The organism is Mesorhizobium sp. BR1-1-15, from assembly GCF_020165475.1.
Lineage (GTDB): Bacteria > Pseudomonadota > Alphaproteobacteria > Rhizobiales > Rhizobiaceae > Mesorhizobium.
This window is the reverse complement of record NZ_JAIUIF010000018.1, coordinates 16,473-36,807: the sequence shown is the minus strand read 5'-3', so window position 1 is coordinate 36,807 and position 20,335 is coordinate 16,473. Positions and strand designations below refer to the sequence as shown.

The 20,335-nt window shown below is 62.8% G+C and carries 18 protein-coding genes and 1 pseudogene; 4 read left to right on the top strand and 15 right to left on the bottom strand.

Annotated elements, in window-relative coordinates:
* Positions 1 to 3 precede the first annotated feature (3 nt).
* Positions 4 to 462 (bottom strand): MarR family winged helix-turn-helix transcriptional regulator, encoded by a 459-nt coding sequence (locus LB541_RS24420; protein ID WP_140516702.1) that lies wholly within the window; start codon positions 460 to 462, stop codon positions 4 to 6.
* Between the two features lie 100 nt (positions 463 to 562).
* Here LB541_RS24420 and LB541_RS24415 point away from each other — a divergent pair, with 100 nt between their 5' ends.
* Positions 563 to 1,300 carry a glutathione S-transferase family protein gene (locus LB541_RS24415; protein WP_140648762.1) on the top strand — a complete coding sequence of 246 codons (738 nt, stop codon included), beginning with the start codon at positions 563 to 565 and terminating at the stop codon, positions 1,298 to 1,300.
* Here LB541_RS24415 and LB541_RS24410 read toward each other — a convergent pair.
* Positions 1,248 to 1,408, bottom strand: a pseudogene (locus LB541_RS24410) (FAD-dependent monooxygenase); the annotation flags it as partial. The gene LB541_RS24415 and the pseudogene LB541_RS24410 overlap by 53 nt on opposite strands.
* Positions 1,409 to 1,479: 71 nt before the next feature.
* A complete protein-coding gene (locus LB541_RS24405) occupies positions 1,480 to 1,890 on the bottom strand; it encodes a winged helix-turn-helix transcriptional regulator (protein ID WP_140648760.1) in 411 nt (136 codons plus the stop codon).
* A gap of 134 nt (positions 1,891 to 2,024) precedes the next feature.
* On the opposite strand from LB541_RS24405, the gene LB541_RS24400 reads away from it, so the two are divergent.
* Positions 2,025 to 2,918, top strand: coding sequence for an SDR family oxidoreductase (locus tag LB541_RS24400; RefSeq protein WP_140648758.1), 894 nt, complete (start codon positions 2,025 to 2,027; stop codon positions 2,916 to 2,918).
* A 42-nt stretch (positions 2,919 to 2,960) separates the two neighbouring features.
* Here LB541_RS24400 and LB541_RS24395 read toward each other — a convergent pair whose 3' ends face one another.
* From LB541_RS24395 to LB541_RS24385, 3 genes are all read right to left on the bottom strand, one after another.
* A complete protein-coding gene (locus tag LB541_RS24395; RefSeq protein WP_140761130.1) occupies positions 2,961 to 4,001 on the bottom strand; it encodes an SDR family oxidoreductase in 1,041 nt (346 codons plus the stop codon).
* Between the two features lie 40 nt (positions 4,002 to 4,041).
* Positions 4,042 to 5,961, bottom strand: coding sequence for a potassium transporter Kup (locus LB541_RS24390; RefSeq protein WP_140495382.1), 1,920 nt, complete (start codon positions 5,959 to 5,961; stop codon positions 4,042 to 4,044).
* A gap of 103 nt (positions 5,962 to 6,064) precedes the next feature.
* Positions 6,065 to 6,805 (bottom strand): pyridoxine 5'-phosphate synthase, encoded by a 741-nt coding sequence (locus LB541_RS24385; RefSeq protein ID WP_140564199.1) that lies wholly within the window; start codon positions 6,803 to 6,805, stop codon positions 6,065 to 6,067.
* Positions 6,806 to 6,917: 112 nt separating this feature from the next.
* Between LB541_RS24385 and LB541_RS24380 the strand changes: the two genes are divergently transcribed.
* The gene (locus LB541_RS24380; protein WP_140521265.1) at positions 6,918 to 7,319 is read left to right on the top strand and encodes an STAS/SEC14 domain-containing protein; all 402 of its coding nucleotides are present in this window, start codon (positions 6,918 to 6,920) and stop codon (positions 7,317 to 7,319) included.
* On the opposite strand, the gene LB541_RS24375 is transcribed toward LB541_RS24380, so the two are convergent.
* From LB541_RS24375 to LB541_RS24335, 9 genes are all read right to left on the bottom strand, one after another.
* Complete coding sequence (locus tag LB541_RS24375; RefSeq protein ID WP_140516474.1) at positions 7,312 to 8,439, bottom strand: ATP-dependent RecD-like DNA helicase; 1,128 nt, start codon at positions 8,437 to 8,439, stop codon at positions 7,312 to 7,314. The genes LB541_RS24380 and LB541_RS24375 overlap by 8 nt on opposite strands.
* Before the next feature lie 128 nt (positions 8,440 to 8,567).
* Positions 8,568 to 8,930: a nitrile hydratase accessory protein gene (locus LB541_RS24370; protein ID WP_181167329.1), complete on the bottom strand. Its 363-nt coding sequence runs from the start codon at positions 8,928 to 8,930 to the stop codon at positions 8,568 to 8,570.
* Entirely contained in the window at positions 8,917 to 9,576 is a 660-nt protein-coding gene (nthB, locus tag LB541_RS24365) for a nitrile hydratase subunit beta (protein ID WP_140898179.1), read from the bottom strand. The genes LB541_RS24370 and nthB overlap by 14 nt, the downstream gene beginning before the upstream one ends.
* Entirely contained in the window at positions 9,573 to 10,196 is a 624-nt protein-coding gene (nthA, locus tag LB541_RS24360; RefSeq protein WP_140495374.1) for a nitrile hydratase subunit alpha, read from the bottom strand. The genes nthB and nthA overlap by 4 nt, the downstream gene beginning before the upstream one ends.
* A 73-nt stretch (positions 10,197 to 10,269) precedes the next feature.
* Entirely contained in the window at positions 10,270 to 13,431 is a 3,162-nt protein-coding gene (locus tag LB541_RS24355; RefSeq protein WP_140554980.1) for an efflux RND transporter permease subunit, read from the bottom strand.
* Complete coding sequence (locus tag LB541_RS24350; RefSeq protein WP_140648748.1) at positions 13,428 to 14,714, bottom strand: efflux RND transporter periplasmic adaptor subunit; 1,287 nt, start codon at positions 14,712 to 14,714, stop codon at positions 13,428 to 13,430. Before LB541_RS24350 ends, LB541_RS24355 begins: the two co-directional genes overlap by 4 nt.
* 216 nt (positions 14,715 to 14,930) lie before the next feature.
* The gene (locus LB541_RS24345) at positions 14,931 to 15,527 is read right to left on the bottom strand and encodes a LysE family translocator (RefSeq protein ID WP_140516483.1); all 597 of its coding nucleotides are present in this window, start codon (positions 15,525 to 15,527) and stop codon (positions 14,931 to 14,933) included.
* A 109-nt stretch (positions 15,528 to 15,636) separates the two neighbouring features.
* Positions 15,637 to 16,209, bottom strand: a complete 573-nt coding sequence (ilvN, locus tag LB541_RS24340) for an acetolactate synthase small subunit (RefSeq protein ID WP_023676680.1) — start codon at positions 16,207 to 16,209, stop codon at positions 15,637 to 15,639.
* An 82-nt stretch (positions 16,210 to 16,291) separates the two neighbouring features.
* Entirely contained in the window at positions 16,292 to 18,073 is a 1,782-nt protein-coding gene (locus tag LB541_RS24335; protein WP_140516486.1) for an acetolactate synthase 3 large subunit, read from the bottom strand.
* A 445-nt stretch (positions 18,074 to 18,518) separates the two neighbouring features.
* Between LB541_RS24335 and LB541_RS24330 the strand changes: the two genes are divergently transcribed.
* Positions 18,519 to 20,321 (top strand): NAD(P)/FAD-dependent oxidoreductase, encoded by a 1,803-nt coding sequence (locus LB541_RS24330; protein ID WP_224619812.1) that lies wholly within the window; start codon positions 18,519 to 18,521, stop codon positions 20,319 to 20,321.
* The last annotated feature ends 14 nt before the right edge of the window (positions 20,322 to 20,335 follow it).

Here is a 20,335-nt window from a genome sequence, read left to right as displayed (position 1 = left end):
TGTTCAGTCGCCGGCTGGCGGATCGCGCAACCGCCCGAGCAAGGCCGATACCGTGTTCAGTTCTTGCGGCGAGAGCTTGTCGCCAACCAGCTCCGCGATCGACCTGCCATAGACGGCCCACATACGGCGGCGCGTCTCTCGTCCCTTGGCCGTGATGCGGACGGTTTGGCCGCGGCCGTCATCAGCCACCGGCAGCTTCTCGACAAACCCATCGGCTTCAAGTCGGGCCAGCAGCCGCGAAATATTGTACTGCGCGAACAGGGTTCGTTCGATCAGCTGGAACGGCCGCAAGCCGCCCTCGCCCGCCTCAGCGAGTTCGTGCAGCACGTCATACCAGGCAAGCGGCGGCAGGCCGCCTTCCTTCAGCGCGTCTTCGGCACGTTCCACCAGCTGGCGTGATACCCGCATCAGGCGTGCCCAGGTCTTGATGGCCTCCGGCGATGGCATGGCTGTCTCGATCATGACGGCATCATAAGAGGTAGATGCAATTGCATCAAGCTTGCCGACCAATGCATTTGCATCTAGATAGATGCCAATGCATCGATATTGAGAGGCAAATCCGATGAAGCATGCCAACACCCTCATTCTCGTCAGCCATCCCCTTTGCCCCTATGTCCAGCGTGCGGCGATCTCGCTGAACGAGAAAGGCGTGCCGTTCGAGCGCGTCGACATCGACCTCGCCAACAAGCCTGACTGGTTCAAGGCGGTCTCGCCGCTCGGCAAGGTGCCGCTGCTGCGCGTGCAGCGGGGGAACGATGAGACGGTGATCTTCGAATCCGCCGTCATCCTCGAATTCCTCGAAGAAACCGAGGCCAATCCCCTCCACCCGGCCGACCCCTATGCCCGTGCCCGGCATCGTGCCTGGATCGAGTATGGCTCAGCCATCCTCAACGCCGTCGGCCGGTTCTATTCGGCGTCGACCGAGGCAGGATTCCTTGCCGAGTCTCGGACGCTGTCGGAAATGTTCGATCGTGTGGAGACCGAATTGGCGGGCGAAGCCGGCCGGACTGGACCATGGTTCGAAGGCGGGCGCTTTTCGCTCGTCGACGCAGTCTACGGCCCTGTCTTCCGCTACATCGATACCTTCGACCGGATCGGCGATTTCGGCATTCTGGACGGCAAACCGCTCGTCCAGGCCTGGCGCCAGGCATTGAGTGGACGCCCGTCCGTCAAGCATGCCGTGGCGCAGGACTATCCACTGCGCCTGCATGCCTTCCTGCGGGCGAAGGGATCGTATCTTTCGACGGTCATTCGCAAGAACGATCCGGCCAGCGCGCTTCCGCCAGCCCAGTTCGCCTGAACGGATGGACCACCGTGCCGGCCACCATTGAGGCGAGGAACTGCGGCGCCGGGGGATTTTCGCCACCGTCGCCACCAGCCTGTTCCGGATGAAGGGCAGCGCCAATGCCCCCAAGCCGAATAGGCCGGGACAATCCTTCGGCGGCCGGGTGAAATCAAGTCGCGGCGCCGCCCCGCGGCTTATGCCTGGGCGGCATCGAAATCGGCGCGCGCTTCACGCACCGCATCATGGTTGAGTTCGGCCCATAGGATGAATTGGTGCAAGGCGCCGAACATCGAATGTCCGAGATCGGTCAGGCTGTACTCGACGCTCGGCGGCTTGGTTGGGAACACTTCGCGATGCACATAGCCGTCGCGCTGCAGATCGTGGAGCGTCTGGGTCAGCATGCGCTGCGAGATGTCAGGCACCAGCCTGCGCAATTCGCCAAACCGATAGGGCCTCTCGGCCAGCGCCATCATCAGCAGCGAACTCCATTTGCCGCTGACGCCGTGGATGACATTGCGAACCGGACAATCGGCAAAATTGCCGCCCCCGCTCATCGCTTTGTAGATCTCCAGCTTCGATTTCAGATTGATGACCTTGCCGTCCATCGCTGGTTCCCTGGATGTGCCTACCTCCCGAAAAACTGCCTTCTTTACGGCGACAGGTCAATTCCTATTTTAGTGCTGGTCTCTTTCTGAGACCACTAGAGCACCCGCCGCTTCGGCACAAATCAGGATCTCCGATGACCAAAACCCTTCTCGTCACCGGCGCCTCCGGCCAGCTTGGCCGCGGCGTCATCCGCTATCTCCTAGACGCGCATGAAACTCCGCCTGCAAAGATCATCGCCACCACGCGCAATCCCGAAAGCCTGGCAGATTTGGCGGTGCGCGGCGTCGTTGTCAGGGCCGCAGACTTCAACGACGCCGCTTCGCTGGAAACCGCGTTCAAGGGTGCTGACAAGGCGTTGATCATTTCGACCGGCGATCTCGATCTCAAAAACGGCAAGCGCCTGAAGCAGCACGAGAATGCAGTCGCGGCGGCCAAAAACGCCGGCGTTTCGCATCTGCTCTACACCTCGATGCCCAACCCGGAACCGGTGTCGCCGGTCCTGTTTGCGGGTGACCACTACAGCACCGAGCAGGCAATCAAGGCTAGCGGCATCCCCTACACGATCTTCCGCAACGGCTGGTACCAGGAGAACCTGTTCATGGCGCTGCCGCACGCGATCGCCTCGGGGCACTGGTACACGTCCGCCGGCGAAGGCCGCATCGCCCATGGCGCACGCGACGACATGGCAGCGGCGATCGCCGCCGGTGTCGCTTCCGGCTCGACCGACAGCAAAACCTACACGCTGACTGGCCCGCAAGCGTACACGACGGCCGAGATCGCCGCCCTCGTCAGCGAAGTCACCGGCAAGCCGCTCGATGTCATGCAGGTTTCGGATGATGTCCTGACGGAAGGGGTAAAGGCATCAGGCGTTCCCGAGGATTTTGCCGGCGTCATCGTTTCCTTCGACGTCAACACGCGCGCCGGCCGCATCGCCATGGTGACGGATGCGGTCGAGATGCTTTCCGGCAGGACGCCAAGGACGTTGAGACAATTCCTCGAGGCGAACAAGGCTGTCCTGGCCGGTTGAAATCCACGCGGCGGGAAGTCTGTTCTCGACTTCCCGCCGCCCCTACTTCGATGTTTTGATCAGGCCATGCCGGATAAGGCTCTCTCCGGTCGCCGCCAGCGCATCTTCGCGCGAACGTGGCTTCCAGCCGAGCATGCGCACCGCCTTGGCATTGGTGGCATTCTTGACCTTGCCCAGCTCAGGCACGAGCTGCGCGACTTCCGGATTGAACAGTGCCACCATGCGCACCAGCCAATCGGGAAGCTCTCTGGTCGAAACGCGCTTCGCCGCATTGCCGAGCCGCTTTCTCAAGGTTTGCGCGATTTCCCGCACGGTCATGAAATCGCCGGCGACCGCCAGGAAGCGCTCGCCGTTGGCAGCTGGATCGGTCATGGTGCGGACATGCAGGTCCGCCACGTCGCGTGCATCGACGGCGCCGAAGGACAGGCGCGGCAGGCCCGGCATGGCGCCATTCATCATGCGTTGGACAAATTCGGTGGAGGTCGAATGGTCCGGGCCAAGCACAGGCCCGAAGATGCCGACGGGGTTGACGGCAGCAAGCTCCAACCCGCCACCCTCGGCGGCGATAAAATCCCAGGCCGCGCGCTCGGCGAGCGTCTTCGACTTCACATAGGCGCTGACCCTTCCCATCGGATCGGTCCAGCTCTCCTCGGTGAACGGACGGCCGTCGGGCGGCATCTTGCCGTAGCCGACAGCCGCGAAGGAGGACGTCAGCACGACGCGTCTGACGCCGGCATCTCGTGCCGCCCGCAGCACCCGCAACGCGCCTTCACGGGCCGGAATGATCAGCTCGTCATCATGCTTGGGCACGCCGGGCGGGAACGGCGAGGCGACATGCAGGACATAGTCGCAGCCCGCAGCGGCTAGCGGCCAGCCGGCATCGCTCATGAGATCGGCGATTGCAAAGGAGAGCCTGTCATCCCACTCGACGCCACCTGCCTTGAGCATGGCCAGGACATCGGCTTGCCGCCTGGCCGAGCGCACAGTCGTGCGCACGCGGTAGCCAGCCTTCAGCAGTTCAAGGATACAGTGGGCGCCGAGAAAGCCAGATCCGCCGGTGACAAGCACCAATTCACCGCTCATGCCCGTCCCCCGAAGCGTCAGCCCAAGGCGATCGAGACAGTCAGATCGCCACCTGCGTGCCGATCTCTACCACACGGCCGGTCGGTATCTGGAAATATTCGGTGGCGTCGGCCGCCGTGCGCGCCAGCCCGATGAACAGCCGGTCCTGCCATACCGGCATGCCGGAATTGGGCGAGGCTTTCAGCGAGCGCCGGGACAGGAAGAAGGACGTTGTCATGATGTCGAATTTCCAGCCTTGCTTGCGGCAGATCGCCAGCGCGCGCGGGATGTTGGGCTGCTCCATATAGCCGAAGGTCAGCGTCACCCGCATGAACAGCTCGTTGACCGTCTCCATCTTGACCCGGTCGCTGTCGGGCACCACCGGCTGCGGCGCGGTCACCACCGAGAGGATCACATTCTGCTCGTGCAGGACCTTGTAGTGCTTCAGGCTGTGCATCAGCGCGGTCGGCGCGCTGAGCGGATCGCTGGTCAGGAACACCGCGGTGCCGGATACCAGCTGCGGCTTCTTCTTCAACAGATTGCCGGCCAGGAAATCGAGCGGGATCTCGTTGCGGCGGGTCTTGTCGAAGAGATAACGGCTGCCGCGCACCCAGGTCCACATGGCCAGCACGATGGTGAAGGCCACCGCCAGCGAGGCCCAGCCGCCTTCGAACACCTTGACGATGTTGGAAGCAAAGAAACCGACATCGATGAAACCGAACAAGGCTGTCATCGCGACCGCCACCCACAGCCGCCATTTCCAGATGCGGGTCATGACGACAAACAGCAGCACCGTGGTCACCAGCATGTTGCCGGTCACCGAGATGCCGTATGCCGAAGCCAGCCTGCTGGATTCGCCGAAGCCCACCACCAGCATCATCACCACCAGCGCCAGCAACAGGTTGACGCGCGGCATGTAGATCTGGCCGGACTGCTTTTCCGACGTGTGCAGGATTTCCAGCCGTGGCAGCATGTTGAGCTGCACCGCTTGCCTGGTCAGCGAGAATGCGCCTGAAATCACCGCCTGGCTGGCGATGACCGTCGCGGCGGTCGCCAGCACCACCATCGGGATCAGCGTCCAGCCTTCGTTCATTTCGAAGAAGGGATGTCCGACCACGCCGTTCTTGGCCAGCACGAAGGCGCCCTGGCCGGCATAGTTGAGCAGCAGGCAAGGGAACACGATCGCCAGCCAGGCGAGCACGATCGGCTTGCGGCCGAAATGGCCCAGATCGGCATAGAGCGCTTCGGCGCCAGTGACCGCAAGGAAGATGGCGCCGATGGTGACGAAGGCGACATCGGGCGAATTGATCAGGAAGGCGACGATATAGTGCGGGCTGATCGCCCACAGGATTTCCGGATCGGCGATGATATGGTTGAGGCCGGACAGGCCGATAGCCAGGAACCAGACCGCGGTGATCGGGCCGAAGATCAGCGCCACGCCGCCGGTGCCGAAGCGCTGCACCGAAAACAGAACCGCCAGGATGACCAGTGTCAGCGGCACGACATAGGGCTGGAAGGTCGGCGTGACGACATTCATGCCCTCGACCGCCGAGAGCACCGAAATTGCCGGGGTTATGACGGCGTCGCCGAAAAACAGCGAGGCGCCGACGATACCGATGCCCAGGATGATCGCCGAGCGCTTCGGGAAACTGCCGCGCGCCAATGCCATCAACGACAGCACGCCGCCTTCGCCGCGGTTGTTGGCGCGCAGCACGAACATGATGTATTTGATGGTGACGATGATCGTCAGTGACCAGATGATCAGCGAGAGAACGCCAAGAATGTCGCCACGGTCGGCCACTTCGCCGCCCGACGACGCCACCAGCGCCTCGCGGAACGCGTAGATCGGGCTGGTGCCGATATCGCCGTAAACAACGCCGAGCGCGCCGAGCATCAACACCTTGGTGCTGTGCTGCTCGATTTCAGGATGGCTCGATTGTTCGACGGTTTCTGCCTCACTACCAGTGTTGGCAAGGGCCATGAACGACACTCCGATAAGCGGGCGGTGCTCTACGCTTGCTGCGATGCAATATCAAGTACCGTCGCGTTATGGCTGCCATGCTTTGCACGCGAGGCTGCCACCATTACCACCCGCAGGCCCTGAGAAAGCGGCCCACCGTGCCGGCCATGCCATACTCCAACGCGTCGGCTGTCAACCCATGTCCGATCGACACTTCGGCCAATGCCGGAACGCGTCGCGCCAAGGCCGGCAGGTTGCTCACCGTCAGATCGTGCCCGGCATTGACCTCAAGGCCCGCAACAAAGGCCGCATCGGCCGTTTTTCCCAGTCTTTCCAGCTCCTTGGCCGCCTTGGCGGAATCGGCATGGCAACTGCCATAAGGTCCCGTGTAAAGCTCGATGCGGTCGGCGCCGGTATCGCGCGCGGCGTTTATGCCGGCAGGATCCGCATCGGAGAACAACGAGACCCGGAAACCGCCCTTCTTCAGGCGTCTCACGATCGGTGTCAGGAACGCTGCATCGGCGATGAAGTTCCAGCCATGGTCCGACGTTGCCTGGGAGGGATCGTCGGGCACCAGGGTCACCTGTTCCGGCTGGTGCTTTTCCACGAGCGCCAGGAAATGCTCGGTCGGATGGCCCTCGATGTTGAATTCGGCCCGCGGGAACTCATCGTCGATCAAGGCCCTGATCTCAGGCAGGTCTGAAAGGCGGGTATGGCGCTCGTCCGGGCGAGGATGCACCGTCAGCCCATGCGCTCCCGCCGCAAGCGCGATGCGGCCAAGCCTGATCACATCAGGCCACGGCAGGTCGCGCCGGTTGCGCAGCATGGCGATGGCGTTGAGATTGACGGAAAGCTTTGCGGGCATGGCTTCGGATCCTGCTCGATTTCGGCGCATCTATACCGCCTTTGACGGGAACAGATAGGGGGTTTCCGGTGTTCCAGAAGATCGCATGACGTTTGTGAAAGGATACGATCCCTTGAATTTCCTCGAAGCCGTGCCGGCAATCCGGCGCATCGATACGGACCGTGAGGATCTCTTCGCCATCGATATCGTCGGCCATGTCTCGGCGGCCGACGCGGAAAACCTGTTCGGCCTGCTCGAAGCGGCTTACGCGCTTCACCCGCGAATCGATGTGCTGGTGCGCGTGATCGATCATGACGGCGTCGACTGGAGCGACATATCGGACGAGACGCTGCGACAGGGCGCGGTCCAGGCCGCAGAGCATATCGGCCGTTGTGCCGCGATCGGCGAGCCGGACTGGACGGCGCAGGCGCGAGACTTCCTCCCTACCCCGCCGCCGGTCGAACTCAGGCATTTCAAAGACGAGGCCGATGCCTGGCAATGGCTCGGCGCCAGGCAACTGGGCTCCGCTACCTGACGATCGTCAACCGTTCGGCCGCCCGGGTGATCGCGGTGTAAAGCCAGCGCTGGCGCGTTTCCTTGAACGCCCAGCTTTCGTCGAACAGCACGATCTCGTTCCACTGCGACCCCTGCGCCTTGTGCACGGTCAGGGCATAGCCATAGTCGAAATCATCGAACCGCTTCTTCTGCTGCCACGGGATATCGGCGTCGGGATCCTCGAACGCCGCCTTGAGCAGCTTGATCTTGGCGACACCGCGGTCCGGATCATCCTCTTCGGGCGACACCAGAAGGTTGATGCCAGGTTTCACCGTCTCGCGCGACGAGGTCATCACCTTCCACAGCGAGCCGTTGAGCAGGCCCTTGGCGGGGTCGTTGCGCAGGCACACCAGCTTGTCGCCGGCCTGCGGATAGTCGGCATTGAACCCCTTGAGCTCGCGCAGGCGCTGGTTGTAGCGGCGGCGCGTGCGGTTGGTGCCGACCAGCACCTGGTCCGCCCTCAGCACTAGGTCCTGGTTGACGTCTTCCTTGCCGATCACCTGCGCAGTGCCGTAGTCGCCGCGCATGAATTCGCGCCCCTCGCGCACGTCGAGCGCCAGCCGCAGGATCGGATTGTCGCGCGCCTGCCGGTGGATTTCGGTGAGCAGGAAATCCGGCTCGTGGTCGGTGAAGAAGCCACCGCCCGAGATCGGCGGCAACTGGCCGGGATCGCCCAGCACCAGGATCGGCGTGCCAAAGCTCAAGAGGTCACGGCCAAGCTGCTCGTCGACCATCGAGCATTCGTCGATGATGACCAGTTTCGCACGCGAGATCGGGCTCTGCCGGTTGAGCGAAAAAGTCGGCGACATCGACGTCTTGCCGGTCACCTCGTCTTCGACCGATTCCTCCCCCTTGGGCCTGTAGATCAGCGAATGGATGGTGCGGGCATTAACCGCGCCCTTGGAGCGCAGCACCTGCGCCGCCTTGCCGGTGAAGGCGGCGAACTGCACCTGGCCGTCGACATGTTCGGCGAAATAGCGCGCCAGCGTCGTCTTGCCGGTGCCGGCATAGCCGAACAGCCGGAACAATTGCGGCTTGCCGGCCTTGAGCCAGCGCGCGACCGCTTGCAGCGCCTCGTCCTGTTGGGGTGAAAATTCCATCTGATCGTGTGACCGGATTCGCAAGGGAAAGACAAGATGGCGGCCACCGCCATCGAGGCAGCCGGCGGCAAACAAGGTTATCAGGCGAGGACGGGAACGTAAAGGGAACGGGCGGCGTGTCCGCACGATCACCCGACGGCGTGCGGATCGTTCTCCAGCAGGATCGGCTTGCCGTGCGGCGTGGCATGCGCGGCGCGCTCCCAGGCCCGTGCCATTGCATCGACATCGGGCTTGGCGGCCAATCCTTTCGACGCCAGCAGCGCTTCCAGCGCCGCCAACCAATGTTCGTAATAGTCATGGCCGTCAGCCCCGGCGCCGGGTTTCTTCACTTCGGCCGACAGTGCCTGCGCCCACTCGCTCCACGAAAACAGGCCCTTGTCGTGCAGCGCCACCGTCATCGCGAAGGCTTCGGCCTGCCAGGGCTCGGCGAAGACGGGCGCATCGAGGCCGGCGGGCAGACCGGCAGGCCCGTTCGCCTCAGGCCGGTTCAAGATAGTTCTCCCAGGCATCGATGGACACGGTCAGCGTCGGATCGGCCCCGTCGCCCCAGATCTCGGCTCCGTCGAAAACCACCGTATAGACCCATTGCGGGTTCTCGCCCTGCCCATGCGCGTTGGTGTCGGGGAATACAAAGCCGTCGCGCACCGCTTCGATCCTCCCATGCTTGCCGCGCGCGTAGCGCGGCAGCCTGGTGTGGCCGGTCGGATTGAAATTCCTGGTCCGCACGCGGTCGCCGGCCCTGAACCGCGGCGCCGTTTCGACCGGCCGGTTGCACGGAGCGCCCTTGGCCAGCACTGCCGGAACGTCATCGGCCTTCAGCACCCGTTTCGGCGTCGCGGCCGCATCGATCGCCTCGCCTGCCTTGAGATCACGCTCGCTGACGAAACCATGGCGCTTGAGCAGGGTTTCCAGCGCCTTAATCCAGATCTGGTAGTAGCTGGAGGCATAGTAGTCGGCCGGATGCAACGATTCCCGCGCATGCCGGCTCTCATCGATATTCCAGGCACCCATTGCGCCGGCGGTGAGCGTCACGCCGAGCGCCCGCCGCTCCCAGTCGGCATGGAAATACGGCTCGTCCCGTTCCGGCGCCACCGGTCCGAATCCCATCTGTCCGCCGAGATCCTGCGGGCCGTTCATGCCGGGCCCCCTGTTTGTTCCGGTTTTTGGGCTAGCACAGTGCCGATCATCGCATCGCGGCTTACCAATTCTGACAAGCGCTCCTCGCTCCAGCCTTCGGTTCCTTGAGGCCGCATCGGGACGACGAGATAGCGCAACTCCGCCGTCGAATCCCAGACGCGTATCTTTGTTGAGGCCGGCAGCGTCAGCCCGAATTCCTCAAGCACGCCGCGCGGATCGATGACCGCGCGCGAGCGATAGGGCGGCGCCTTGTACCAGACCGGCGGCAGGCCGAGCACCGACCACGGATAGCAGGAGCACAGCGTGCAGACGACGAGATTGTGAGTCTCTTCGGTGTTGAACACCGCCTGCATGTGCTCGCCTTGCCGGCCGGTATAGCCCAGCGATCCGATCGCCGCCGTAGCATCGCGCTTCAGCCAGTCGGCAAAAGCGGGATCGCTCCAGGCCTTGGCCACCACCCTCGCGCCGTTGCGGGGACCGATCTTAGTCTCGTAGGTATCGACGATGACATCGATCGCGGCCGGATCGATCAACCCCTTGCGGGTGAGAATGGTTTCCAGCGCGCGCACGCGAGCGGCAAACGGATCGAGTTCGTTGTCGTGGTCATGATCGTGGGACATGGTCATAAACTACGGCTGGGATCCGCCGGCCGCAAGCATGACGACTTGGGCCAGTGGGCGCGACGCGGATACACTACTCCGCGGCCGTCTTTTGCGGCTCGCCTCGGATTTCGTCATCATCGTCGAACAGCGAAGGCTGATCCTCCGCTTCGACCAGATGCAATTCGGGCTTGCGCTTCGGCATCAGCCCGACCAGCCAGCCCGAGAAATTTTCCATGTAGACATAGATTACCGGTGTGACGAACAGCGTCAGCGCCTGCGAGGCGAGCAGACCGCCGACAACGGCGACGCCCAGCGGCTGGCGCAGCTCCGCGCTGGCGCCCGTGCCGAGCGCGATCGGGAACGTGCCCATCAAGGCGGCCAGCGTCGTCATCATGATCGGCCGGAACCGCATCAGGCAGGCCTTGTGGATGGACTCGGTGGCCGACATTCCTTCTCGTCGCAATTCGAGCGCGACGTCGACCATCATGATGCCGTTCTTCTTGACGATGCCGATCAGCATCAGGATGCCGATCACCGCGATGACGGACAGGTCCATGCCGGCGAAGCGCAAGGCGACAACCGCTCCCAGCACAGCCGATGGCAAGCCTGTGAGGATCGTGAGCGGATGGATGAAGCTCTCATAGAGAATGCCAAGCACGATATAGATGGTCAGGATCGCGCCGCCGATCAGCAGGCCCTGGTTGGCGAGCGAATCCTGGAAGGTCTTGGCTGTGCCGGCAAAGCTGGTCGAGATCGTCTCCGGCATGCCGATCTGCTCCTTGAGCGCGTCGATGCGGCTCACGCTGTCGCCGAGCGCCACGCCTTGCGGCAGATTATAGGAGATCGTCACGGCCGGAAGCTGGCCGAGCTGGTTGACCGTCAAGGCGCCGGCCGTGCGATCGACCCGGGCGAAGGCGCCAAGCGGAACCAGGGAGCCGCTCGCCGTCCTCATCTGGATGGCCAGCATCCGCTCCGGCGACCACTCGATCTTGGGATCGAGCTCGGTGATGACTTCGTAGCTGTCGGCGGAGCCGAAGATCGTCGAAACCTGGTCGGTGCCGAACCCGCCATAAAGCGCCGAGCGCAGCGTGTCGGTGTCGATGCCGAGCTGGGCCGCCTTGTCGCGATCCACCACCAGCGTCGCCTGCAGCGCATTGTTCTGCAAATCGCTGGTGACGTCGGTGAAGGTCGCATGATCGGCCGCCATCGCGTCATTCAGTTTCTGCGCCCAGATGTCTGTCTGGCCGGTGTCGAGGCCCTGAACCACGAGCTGGTAGGCGCTGGCAGACGAGCGCGAACCCAGCCTCAGATTCTGCACAGGCTGCATGTAGGTCTCGATGCCCGCGACGCCGGCCAATTGCTTGCGTAGATCCGCAAGCACCTTCTCGATATTGGGCCGCTGGTCCTTGCCCTTGAGCTGGACGAAAAGCTGCCCCTGGTTGAGCGCATTGTTGCCGCTGCCCGCCGACCACGCAACATGGTCGACATAGGGCGAATGCGAGAACACGCTGGCCACCTGCCCCTGCAGCTTTGCCATGGCGTCGAACGAGATGTCCTGGCGCGCAATGGTCGTCACCGATATCTGGCCGATATCCTCCTGCGGGAAAAAGCCCTTCGGCGAGACCTCGATCAGCCACACCGACGCCGCCGCGGTGCCTATGAAGACCAGGAACACCAGGAAAGTGTGCCGCAGACAGAAGCTCAGGATCCGGTCGTAGCCGCGGGTGATGAAATCGCGCCTGTGGCCATCGCCATGCGCCTCGCGGTCGGCCTTGGTCACCGACAGCAGCCGCGAGCACAGCATCGGCGTCAGCGTCAGCGACACGAACATCGACGCCAGGATGGCGACCGTCACCACGACGGCGAACTCGTTGAAGATGCGCCCGATGACGCCGCCCATCAGAAGCACCGGGATGAACACGGCCACCAGCGAGATCGAAATCGAGATGATGGTGAAGCCGATTTCGCGCGCGCCCTTCAGCGACGCATCGAAAGCCGACAATCCGTCCTCCTCCATGTGACGGAAGATGTTTTCCAGCATCACGATAGCGTCGTCGACGACGAGGCCGACCGCGAGCGTCAGGCCCATCAGCGAAATGTTGTCGATGGAAAAGCCGAACAGGAACATCGCGCCGAGCGTGGCGATCAACGAGATCGGCACCGCCACGGCCGGGATGATGGTCGCCGTAACGCGGCGCAGGAACACGAAGATCACCATGACCACCAGCGCGATGGTCAACAGCAGCGTGAACTGCACGTCGTCCACGGCCTGGCGGATCGAGGTCGAACGGTCGTTGAGCAGCTTGATCTGGGCGGCGGCCGGCATCTGGTCCTGGAAGGACGGCAGCATCGCCTTGACCTTGTCGACGACGTCGACAGTGTTGGCGTCGGGCTGGCGCTGCACCGCCATGATGATCGCGCGCGTGCCGTCATACCAGCTTGCAGTCGTCGTGGTCTGCACCGAATCGACGACGCGTGTCACCTCGCCCAGCCGCACCGGATGACCGTTTTTGGTGGCGATGATGAGGTTGGAGAATCCGGCGGCGTCGGTCAGCTGCGTATTGGCCGTGATCGTCAACTGCTGTTTGTTGTTCTTCAGAACGCCCAGCGGGGTGTTGGAGTTGGCGGATGCGATCGCCGCCTGCAGCTGGTCGATCGAAATGCCGCGCGCGGCAAGCGCGGTCGGGTCGATCTGGATGCGGACTGCATATTTCTGCTGGCCGAAGATGGAGACCTGCGCCACGCCGTCGATGGTCGACAGCGACGGCGAGATGACGTTTTCGGCGAAAGCATCGAGATCGGTCAGCGGAACCGTATCGCTGACCAGCGACATCAAAAGGATCGGCGCGTCGGCCGGATTGACCTTGCGATAGCTCGGCGGCGAGGTCATCTGCGGCGGCAGCGATCTTTGCGTGCGCGCGATCGCTGCCTGCACGTCCGCGGCCGCGGCATCGATGTCGCGGTTGAGCACGAACTGGATGGCGATCGAGGTCTGGCCGAGCGAGTTGGTGGTCGAGATCGAATCGATTCCGGCAATGGTGGCGAATTGCTTGATCAGCGGCGTCGCCACCGACGTTGCCATCGTTTCCGGCGAGGCTCCGGGTAGCTGAGCCGAGACGTTGACGACAGGGAATTCGGCACTGGGCAGCGCGGCCACCGGGAGGAACTTGTAGGCGAACAGCCCGCCCAGAACGAGGGCGAACGACATCAGGAGGGTGGCGACAGGCCTGCGAATGCAGAACTCGGAGATCATTGGGCCGCCTCGCCGGCCTTGTCCGCTTGCGCGATCTTGGGTGCTGCCTGGTCGCCGGATCCGGCGGATGCGTTGCCTTCGTGCACGGCAGCCCCGTTCTTCAGTCGCGTCTGGCCTTCGATAACAACCTTCTCGCCGCTTTTCAGGCCATCGCTGATGGCGGCGCTCTGACCCACGGTCAGCGCCACTTGCACCGGCCGCATTTCGACTGTGTTGTCAGGCTTGACCACATAGACGAACGGCCCCTTCTGGCTGGGCTGCACCGCGACCGTGGGGACGGACGTCATCTGCGGCATGATGCCGGCGTCGAGCACGACATTCACATATTGGCCCGGCCACAGCGACAGATCGGCGTTGGGTATGCTGGCTCGCGTTGCGATGGTGCCGGAAGCGGTATCGACGCTGGAATCGACGAAATCGAGCGTGCCCTTGCCAATGGGTGTCGGGTCGCCGTCCTGGGTCAGGGTCACTGCCCCTTGCTGTGGCTTTGCCAGTGCCTTGTGCAGCAGCGCAAGGTTGCTTTCGGGCAGGTTGAAGTTCACCTGCAGCGGATCCATCTGGGTGATGGTGACGAGCGGGGTCGAGGTGCTGCTGCTGCCATTGCTCGTGGTCACGAGATCGCCCACGGCAACGTTGACCGCGCCAAGCCTGCCGGAAATCGGCGCGGTGATCCTGGCAAAGCCAAGCTGGACATTGTCTGCATCGATTGTCGCCTTGTCGGCATCGACAGTCGCTGCCGCCGCCTTCTGCGCGGCAACGGCCTGGTCGTAGGTCTGCTGCGTACCGGCCTGCTTGGCGACAAGATCCTTGGCGCGCTGAAGATCGGAATTCGAACTGGCAAGCAGCGCCTGATCCTTGGCGAGCGTCGCCTGATCCTTGGCGAGCTGCGCCTTCAAGGCACGGTCATCCAGCGAAAACAGGAGATCGCCGGTTTTCACCATCTGCCCGTCCTTGACGTCGATCGACACGATCTGGCTGGACACGCGCGCGTTGATGCTGACCACGGCGGGAGAGGAGACGAAGCCGATGGCGTAGCGCCGGACCGGGAAATCGGCCGTCGTTGCCGTGGCCGAGATGATCGAGGCCGAACGGGCGCCAGTGCCGCCAGCCGCCTGCTTGCCCCCTGCCTGCGGATCCTGGCTATCCGGCGCCGGCTTGTCCGACGCGACCTGATTTACACCGATGATCTGCCGGGCCCTGCTCAGCGCATCGGGAGACAGATAGAGCCAGGCCGCGCCTGCGCAGGCGACCGCAAGCAATGAAAGAATGACTTTTCCACGCATCGACAAAAGACCCTCTCCGTCCGACACGCCATAGCCAGGTGGTCGTATTCTAGCTCAAATCACGACGCCCTGCCGCGATTTCGCTGAATAGAATAGGACAGGGCTTTGGCGGAAAAGGGCCAAAACACGGCATTACGAAGATTTAATGTGCACTGCACAATGGATGGGCTGGCCACCATGATCGCGTGCAAAAGGCGGATCGCGAACCTGGACAACTCACCGCAGCATCGGCCAAAGCGTCGCGGCCAGCAACACGCCCATGGCGATGTTGAACCATTTCAGCCGCACTGGATCGGACAGGAAACCGCGCAGCGCCGTGCCGAATCCCGCCCACACTGAAACGCTCGGCAGGTTGACGATGGTGAAGGCCACCGAGATCAGCGCCACCGACAGGAACGGATGCTCCGGATTGGAGTAGACGGCCATGGCGGTGATCGCCATCACCCAGGCCTTGGCATTGACCCACTGGAACGCCGCCGCCTCGATGAAACGCATCGGCCGCGCCTTCGTCTCGCCTTTGCCGCTGAGCGAGCGTGACATGGCGATTTTCCAGGCAAGGTAGAGCAGATAGGCGGCGCCGGCGATCTTGAGCGCGGTGTGCAGCGCCGGGAACGCCGTCAGCACGGCGCCAAGACCAAGGCCGACCGCCAGCAGCAAGACAAGAAACCCGATGCTGATGCCGAACATATGCGGCACGCTCCTCACCAGGCCGAAATTCACACCTGAGGCGAGCAGCATCAGATTGTTAGGCCCGGGCGTGATCGAGGTCACGAAGGCGTAGACAAGCAAGGCGAGGAATGCGTCGAGCGACATGATATCCTCCCAGATAAGCCAGTATTATTGTCTCTTCCAACGACCGCACAAATGCCACCCTCGGCCGGTGGCCGGTCCCGTCGTCACGCTGTGGAGAAACTTACCGGTGCTACATCCCCTGCGGGCCACGGTTCATCGCCGCCACGCCGGTGCGGCAGATTTCGACCAGGCCGAGTGGCTTCATGATGGCGATGAACTGGTCGAGCTTGGAGCCCTTGCCGGTGATCTCGAAGATGAAATGCTCGGTGTTGGCGTCGATGACGCTGGCGCGGAAGGCGTCAGCCAGCCGCAGCGCCTCGACGCGGGCTTCGCCGGTGCCGGCGACCTTGACCAGCGCCAGTTCCCGCTCCAGCGGCCGCTCCTGGCCGAACTCCTGCGAGCGCACGGTGAGGTCGACGACGCGGTGGACCGGCACGATGCGCTCGAGCTGGTGCTTGATCTGCTCCAGCACATGCGGCGTGCCGCGCGTCACGATGGTGATGCGCGACAGATGTTTCTCATGCTCGGTTTCCGAGACCGTCAGGCTCTCGATGTTGTAGCCGCGCCCGGAAAACAGGCCGATGACCCGGGCAAGCACGCCCGGCTCGTTGTCGACCAGCACTGAAAGCGTGTGGTTCTCGGGCTTTTCCGTTTCCTTGGCGATGAAATAGGCGGAGCCGGTCGGTTGTAGCTGTGCGTTCATGATGTGAATCTCGACTTCAAACTCTTGGATCTAGTCTCTGTTTACGCACGGCTTCTCGCGACAGCCCTGCCTCTGTCCGCTGCTAAACCAGTTCCCTGCCCTTGGCGTCGATGGCGTTGGCCACCGCTTCGTCCGTCGCCTCGTCCGGCAAGAGCATCTCATTGTGCGCCTTGCCCGACGGGATCATCGGGAAGCAGTTGGCGAGCGTCGCCACGCGGCAGTCGAACAGCACCGGCTTCCTGACCGAGATCATCTCCTTGATGGCATCGTCCAGCTCGTCCGGCTTGTCGCAGCGAATACCGTGGCCGCCATAGGCTTCGGCCAGCTTGACGAAATCAGGCATGGCTTCGGTGTAGGAATGCGACAGCCGGTTGCCGTGCAACAGCTGCTGCCATTGCCGCACCATGCCCATATACTGGTTGTTGAGAATGAAGATTTTGATCGGCGCGTCGAACTGCACCGCGGCACTCATCTCTTGCATCGTCATCTGCACCGAAGCGTCGCCGGCGATATCGACGACCAGCGCGTTCGGATGCGCGATCTGCACGCCCAGTGCCGCCGGCAGGCCGTAACCCATCGTGCCGAGCCCCCCGGACGTCATCCAGCGGTTCGGCTTCTCGAAATGGTAGTGCTGGGCCGCCCACATCTGGTGCTGGCCGACCTCCGTCGTGATGTAGGTGTCCATGTCCTTGGTCAGGGCATAGAGCCGCTGGATGGCATATTGCGGCATGATCACGTCGTTGTTCATCTTGTACGCGAGCGAATCGCGCGCGCGCCATTTGGCGATCTGCTCCCACCAGGGATAGAGCGCCTTCTTGTCGGCCTTGGCGGTTGCCCGCCACAGCCGCACGAGATCCTCCAGAACCCGGCCGACATCGCCGATAATGGGCACGTCGGTGTGGACGTTCTTGTTGATCGAGGACGGATCGATGTCGATATGGATCTTCTTCGAGTTCGGCGAGAACGCGTTGAGCCGGCCGGTGATGCGGTCGTCGAAGCGCGCACCGATGCAGACCATCACGTCGCAGTCATGCATGGCCATGTTGGCTTCGTAGGTGCCGTGCATACCGAGCATGCCGAGCCAGTTCTTGCCAGATGCCGGATAGGCGCCGAGCCCCATCAGCGTCGAGGTGATCGGGAAACCGGTGAGGTCGACCAGTTCGCGCAGCAGATGGCTCGCTTCCGGACCGGAGTTGATGACGCCGCCGCCGCTGTAGATGATCGGTTTCCTGGCACCGGCCAAAAGCTCGACCGCCGCCTTGATCTTCTCCAGATCACCCTGCACCTTCGGCTGATAGCTGGTGCGTGGCGCGGTTTGCGGAGAAACGTAAAAACCCTTGGCGAACTGCACGTCCTTCGGGATGTCGACCACGACAGGACCGGGACGGCCGGTGGTGGCGACATGGAAGGCCTCATGGATGGTTGCGGCAAGTTCGTTGACGTCCTTCACCAGCCAATTGTGCTTGGTGCAGGGGCGCGTGATGCCGACCGTGTCGCACTCCTGGAAAGCGTCCGAACCGATCAGCGAGGTCGGCACCTGCCCGGTCAGGCACACCAGCGGGATCGAATCCATCAGCGCGTCCTGCAAAGGCGTCACCGCGTTGGTCGCGCCCGGACCCGATGTCACCAGCATGACGCCTGCCCTGCCGGTCGAGCGCGCATAGCCCTCGGCCGCGTGGCCGGCGCCCTGCTCGTGCCTCACCAGGATGTGCTCGACGTCGTCCTGCTGGAATATCTCGTCATAGATCGGGAGAACCGCGCCGCCCGGATAACCGAAGACATGCTTGACGCCATTGTCCTTCAGCGCCTGCACCACCATTTCGGCGCCAGTCATTTCGCGCCGCTCGCTCTGTCCGTTGCTCATCGGTTTGGTCCCGTACTGTCCGCCATCTGGCGATTTGCTGGTCGTTTAGTCGTGTTTAAGGCAATAAAAAAGGCCCCCGAGGGAGCCTGTGTGTTGCGCATGGGAGGTTTTCGCCCGGCGGTTACACCGCCTTGCCCACGCGCCTTCCTACGAGAATGAGTGCCTTTTTCATGGTGGCGAACCATAAGGGTGAAAGCAGCCGTTCGTCAATGGGGTCGATTCCGCTTTCATGCCGGCTTGCCCGGTGCATGGCACGAAGCACGCGCACGCCGTCATTTAGACCCGGCTCGACGTCGGGTCGCTGGTCAAACCCTTGAAAACAAAGCGAACTATTTGGCGACGTGACGCGGCCCATGGTTTGCCGCGATACTGCCCGAGGCCGGACCCCAAGCTCGGCAAAGGCAGCTCGCAACGAGGCCGATCAACAAAAACGCGGAGGAAACTGATGCTCGACAAGGCCCCGAACAGGAAGCTTTCCGACCTTCTCGAACGATTTGGCGCGGCCCTTGCCGCCGGCGACGTCGACAAGGCGGTCGAATGCTTCCAGGAAGATTGTTATTGGCGCGACCTCGTCACCTTCACCTGGAATATTAAGACCATGGAAGGCCGCGATCAGGTGCGTGACATGCTGGAAAGCCAGCTGTCGAAGACGAAGCCATCACATTTCGCCATCGCCAGGGGCGAGGACGCGACCGAGGCGAACGGGGTGATCGACGGCTGGATCAGCTTCGAGACGGATGTGGCGCGCGGCTTCGGCCATATCAGGTTGAAGGACGGCAAGATCTGGACGCTGCTGACCACGATGGTCGAGCTGAAAGGGCATGAAGAGCCGGCCGGCTTCGCCCGGCCGATGGGCGCCAAGCACGGCTCCGGCAAGAACCGCCCGACCTGGAAGGAAGAGCGCGAAAAGGAAGCGGCCGAGCTTGGCTTCAAGACGCAGCCCTATACGGTCATCATCGGCGGCGGCCAGGGCGGCATCGCGCTTGGCGCGCGGCTCCGCCAGCTCGGCGTGCCGACGATCATCATCGAGAAGAATGAACGTGCCGGCGACAGTTGGCGCAAGCGCTACAAGTCGCTCTGCCTGCACGACCCGGTCTGGTATGACCATTTGCCCTACATCGATTTTCCCCGGAACTGGCCGGTTTTCTCGCCCAAGGACAAGATCGGCGACTGGCTGGAAATGTACACCAAGGTGATGGAGCTGAATTACTGGTCCTCAACCGAGGCCAAGAGCGCTTCCTACGACGAGGAGAAGAAGGAATGGACAGTTGTCGTCCACCGCGACGGCAAGGACATCACGCTGAAGCCGAAGCAGCTGGTGTTGGCCACCGGCATGTCCGGCCGTCCCAATCTGCCGAAGTTCAAGGGCATGGAGAATTTCAAGGGCGATCAGCACCACTCCTCCAAGCACCCCGGCCCCGACCAATATGCCGGCAAGAAGGTTGTCGTCATCGGCTCGAACAATTCCGCGCACGACATTTGCGCAGCACTGTGGGAAGCCGGCGTCGACGTCACCATGGTGCAGCGATCGACCACCCACATCGTCAGATCCGACACGCTGATGGATATCGGGCTTGGCGCGCTCTACTCGGAGCAGGCGGTGCAGAACGGTATGACCACCGCCAAGGCCGACCTCATCTTCGCCTCCCTGCCCTACAAGATCCTGCACGAGTTCCAGATTCCGCTTTATGAGAAGATGAAGGAGCGCGACGCGGCGTTCTACAAGGGCTTGGAAAAGGCGGGGTTCATGCTCGACTGGGGCGACGACGGCTCCGGCCTGTTCATGAAATATCTCAGGCGTGGCTCCGGCTACTACATCGATATCGGCGCTTCGCAGCTGATCATCGATGGCGCCATCAAGCTCAAGAGCGGCGTCGATGTGGCCGAGATCAAAGAACATTCCATCCTGCTCAGCGATGGCACCGAACTGCCGGCGGACGTCATCGTCTACGCCACCGGATACGGCTCGATGAATGGCTGGGCGGCGGAGCTGATCTCAAAGGAGGTTGCCGACAAGGTCGGCAAATGCTGGGGACTCGGCTCGAACACCACCAAGGATCCCGGCCCATGGGAAGGTGAGCAGCGCAACATGTGGAAGCCGACGCAGCAGGAGGCGCTCTGGTTCCATGGCGGTAACCTGCACCAGTCGCGCCATTATTCGCAGTTCCTGTCGCTGCAGTTGAAGGCCAGGCAGGAAGGCATTGCGACGCCCGTCTATGGGCTGCAGCAGGTTCACCACAAGGGATAAGCCAGATCGTGGCG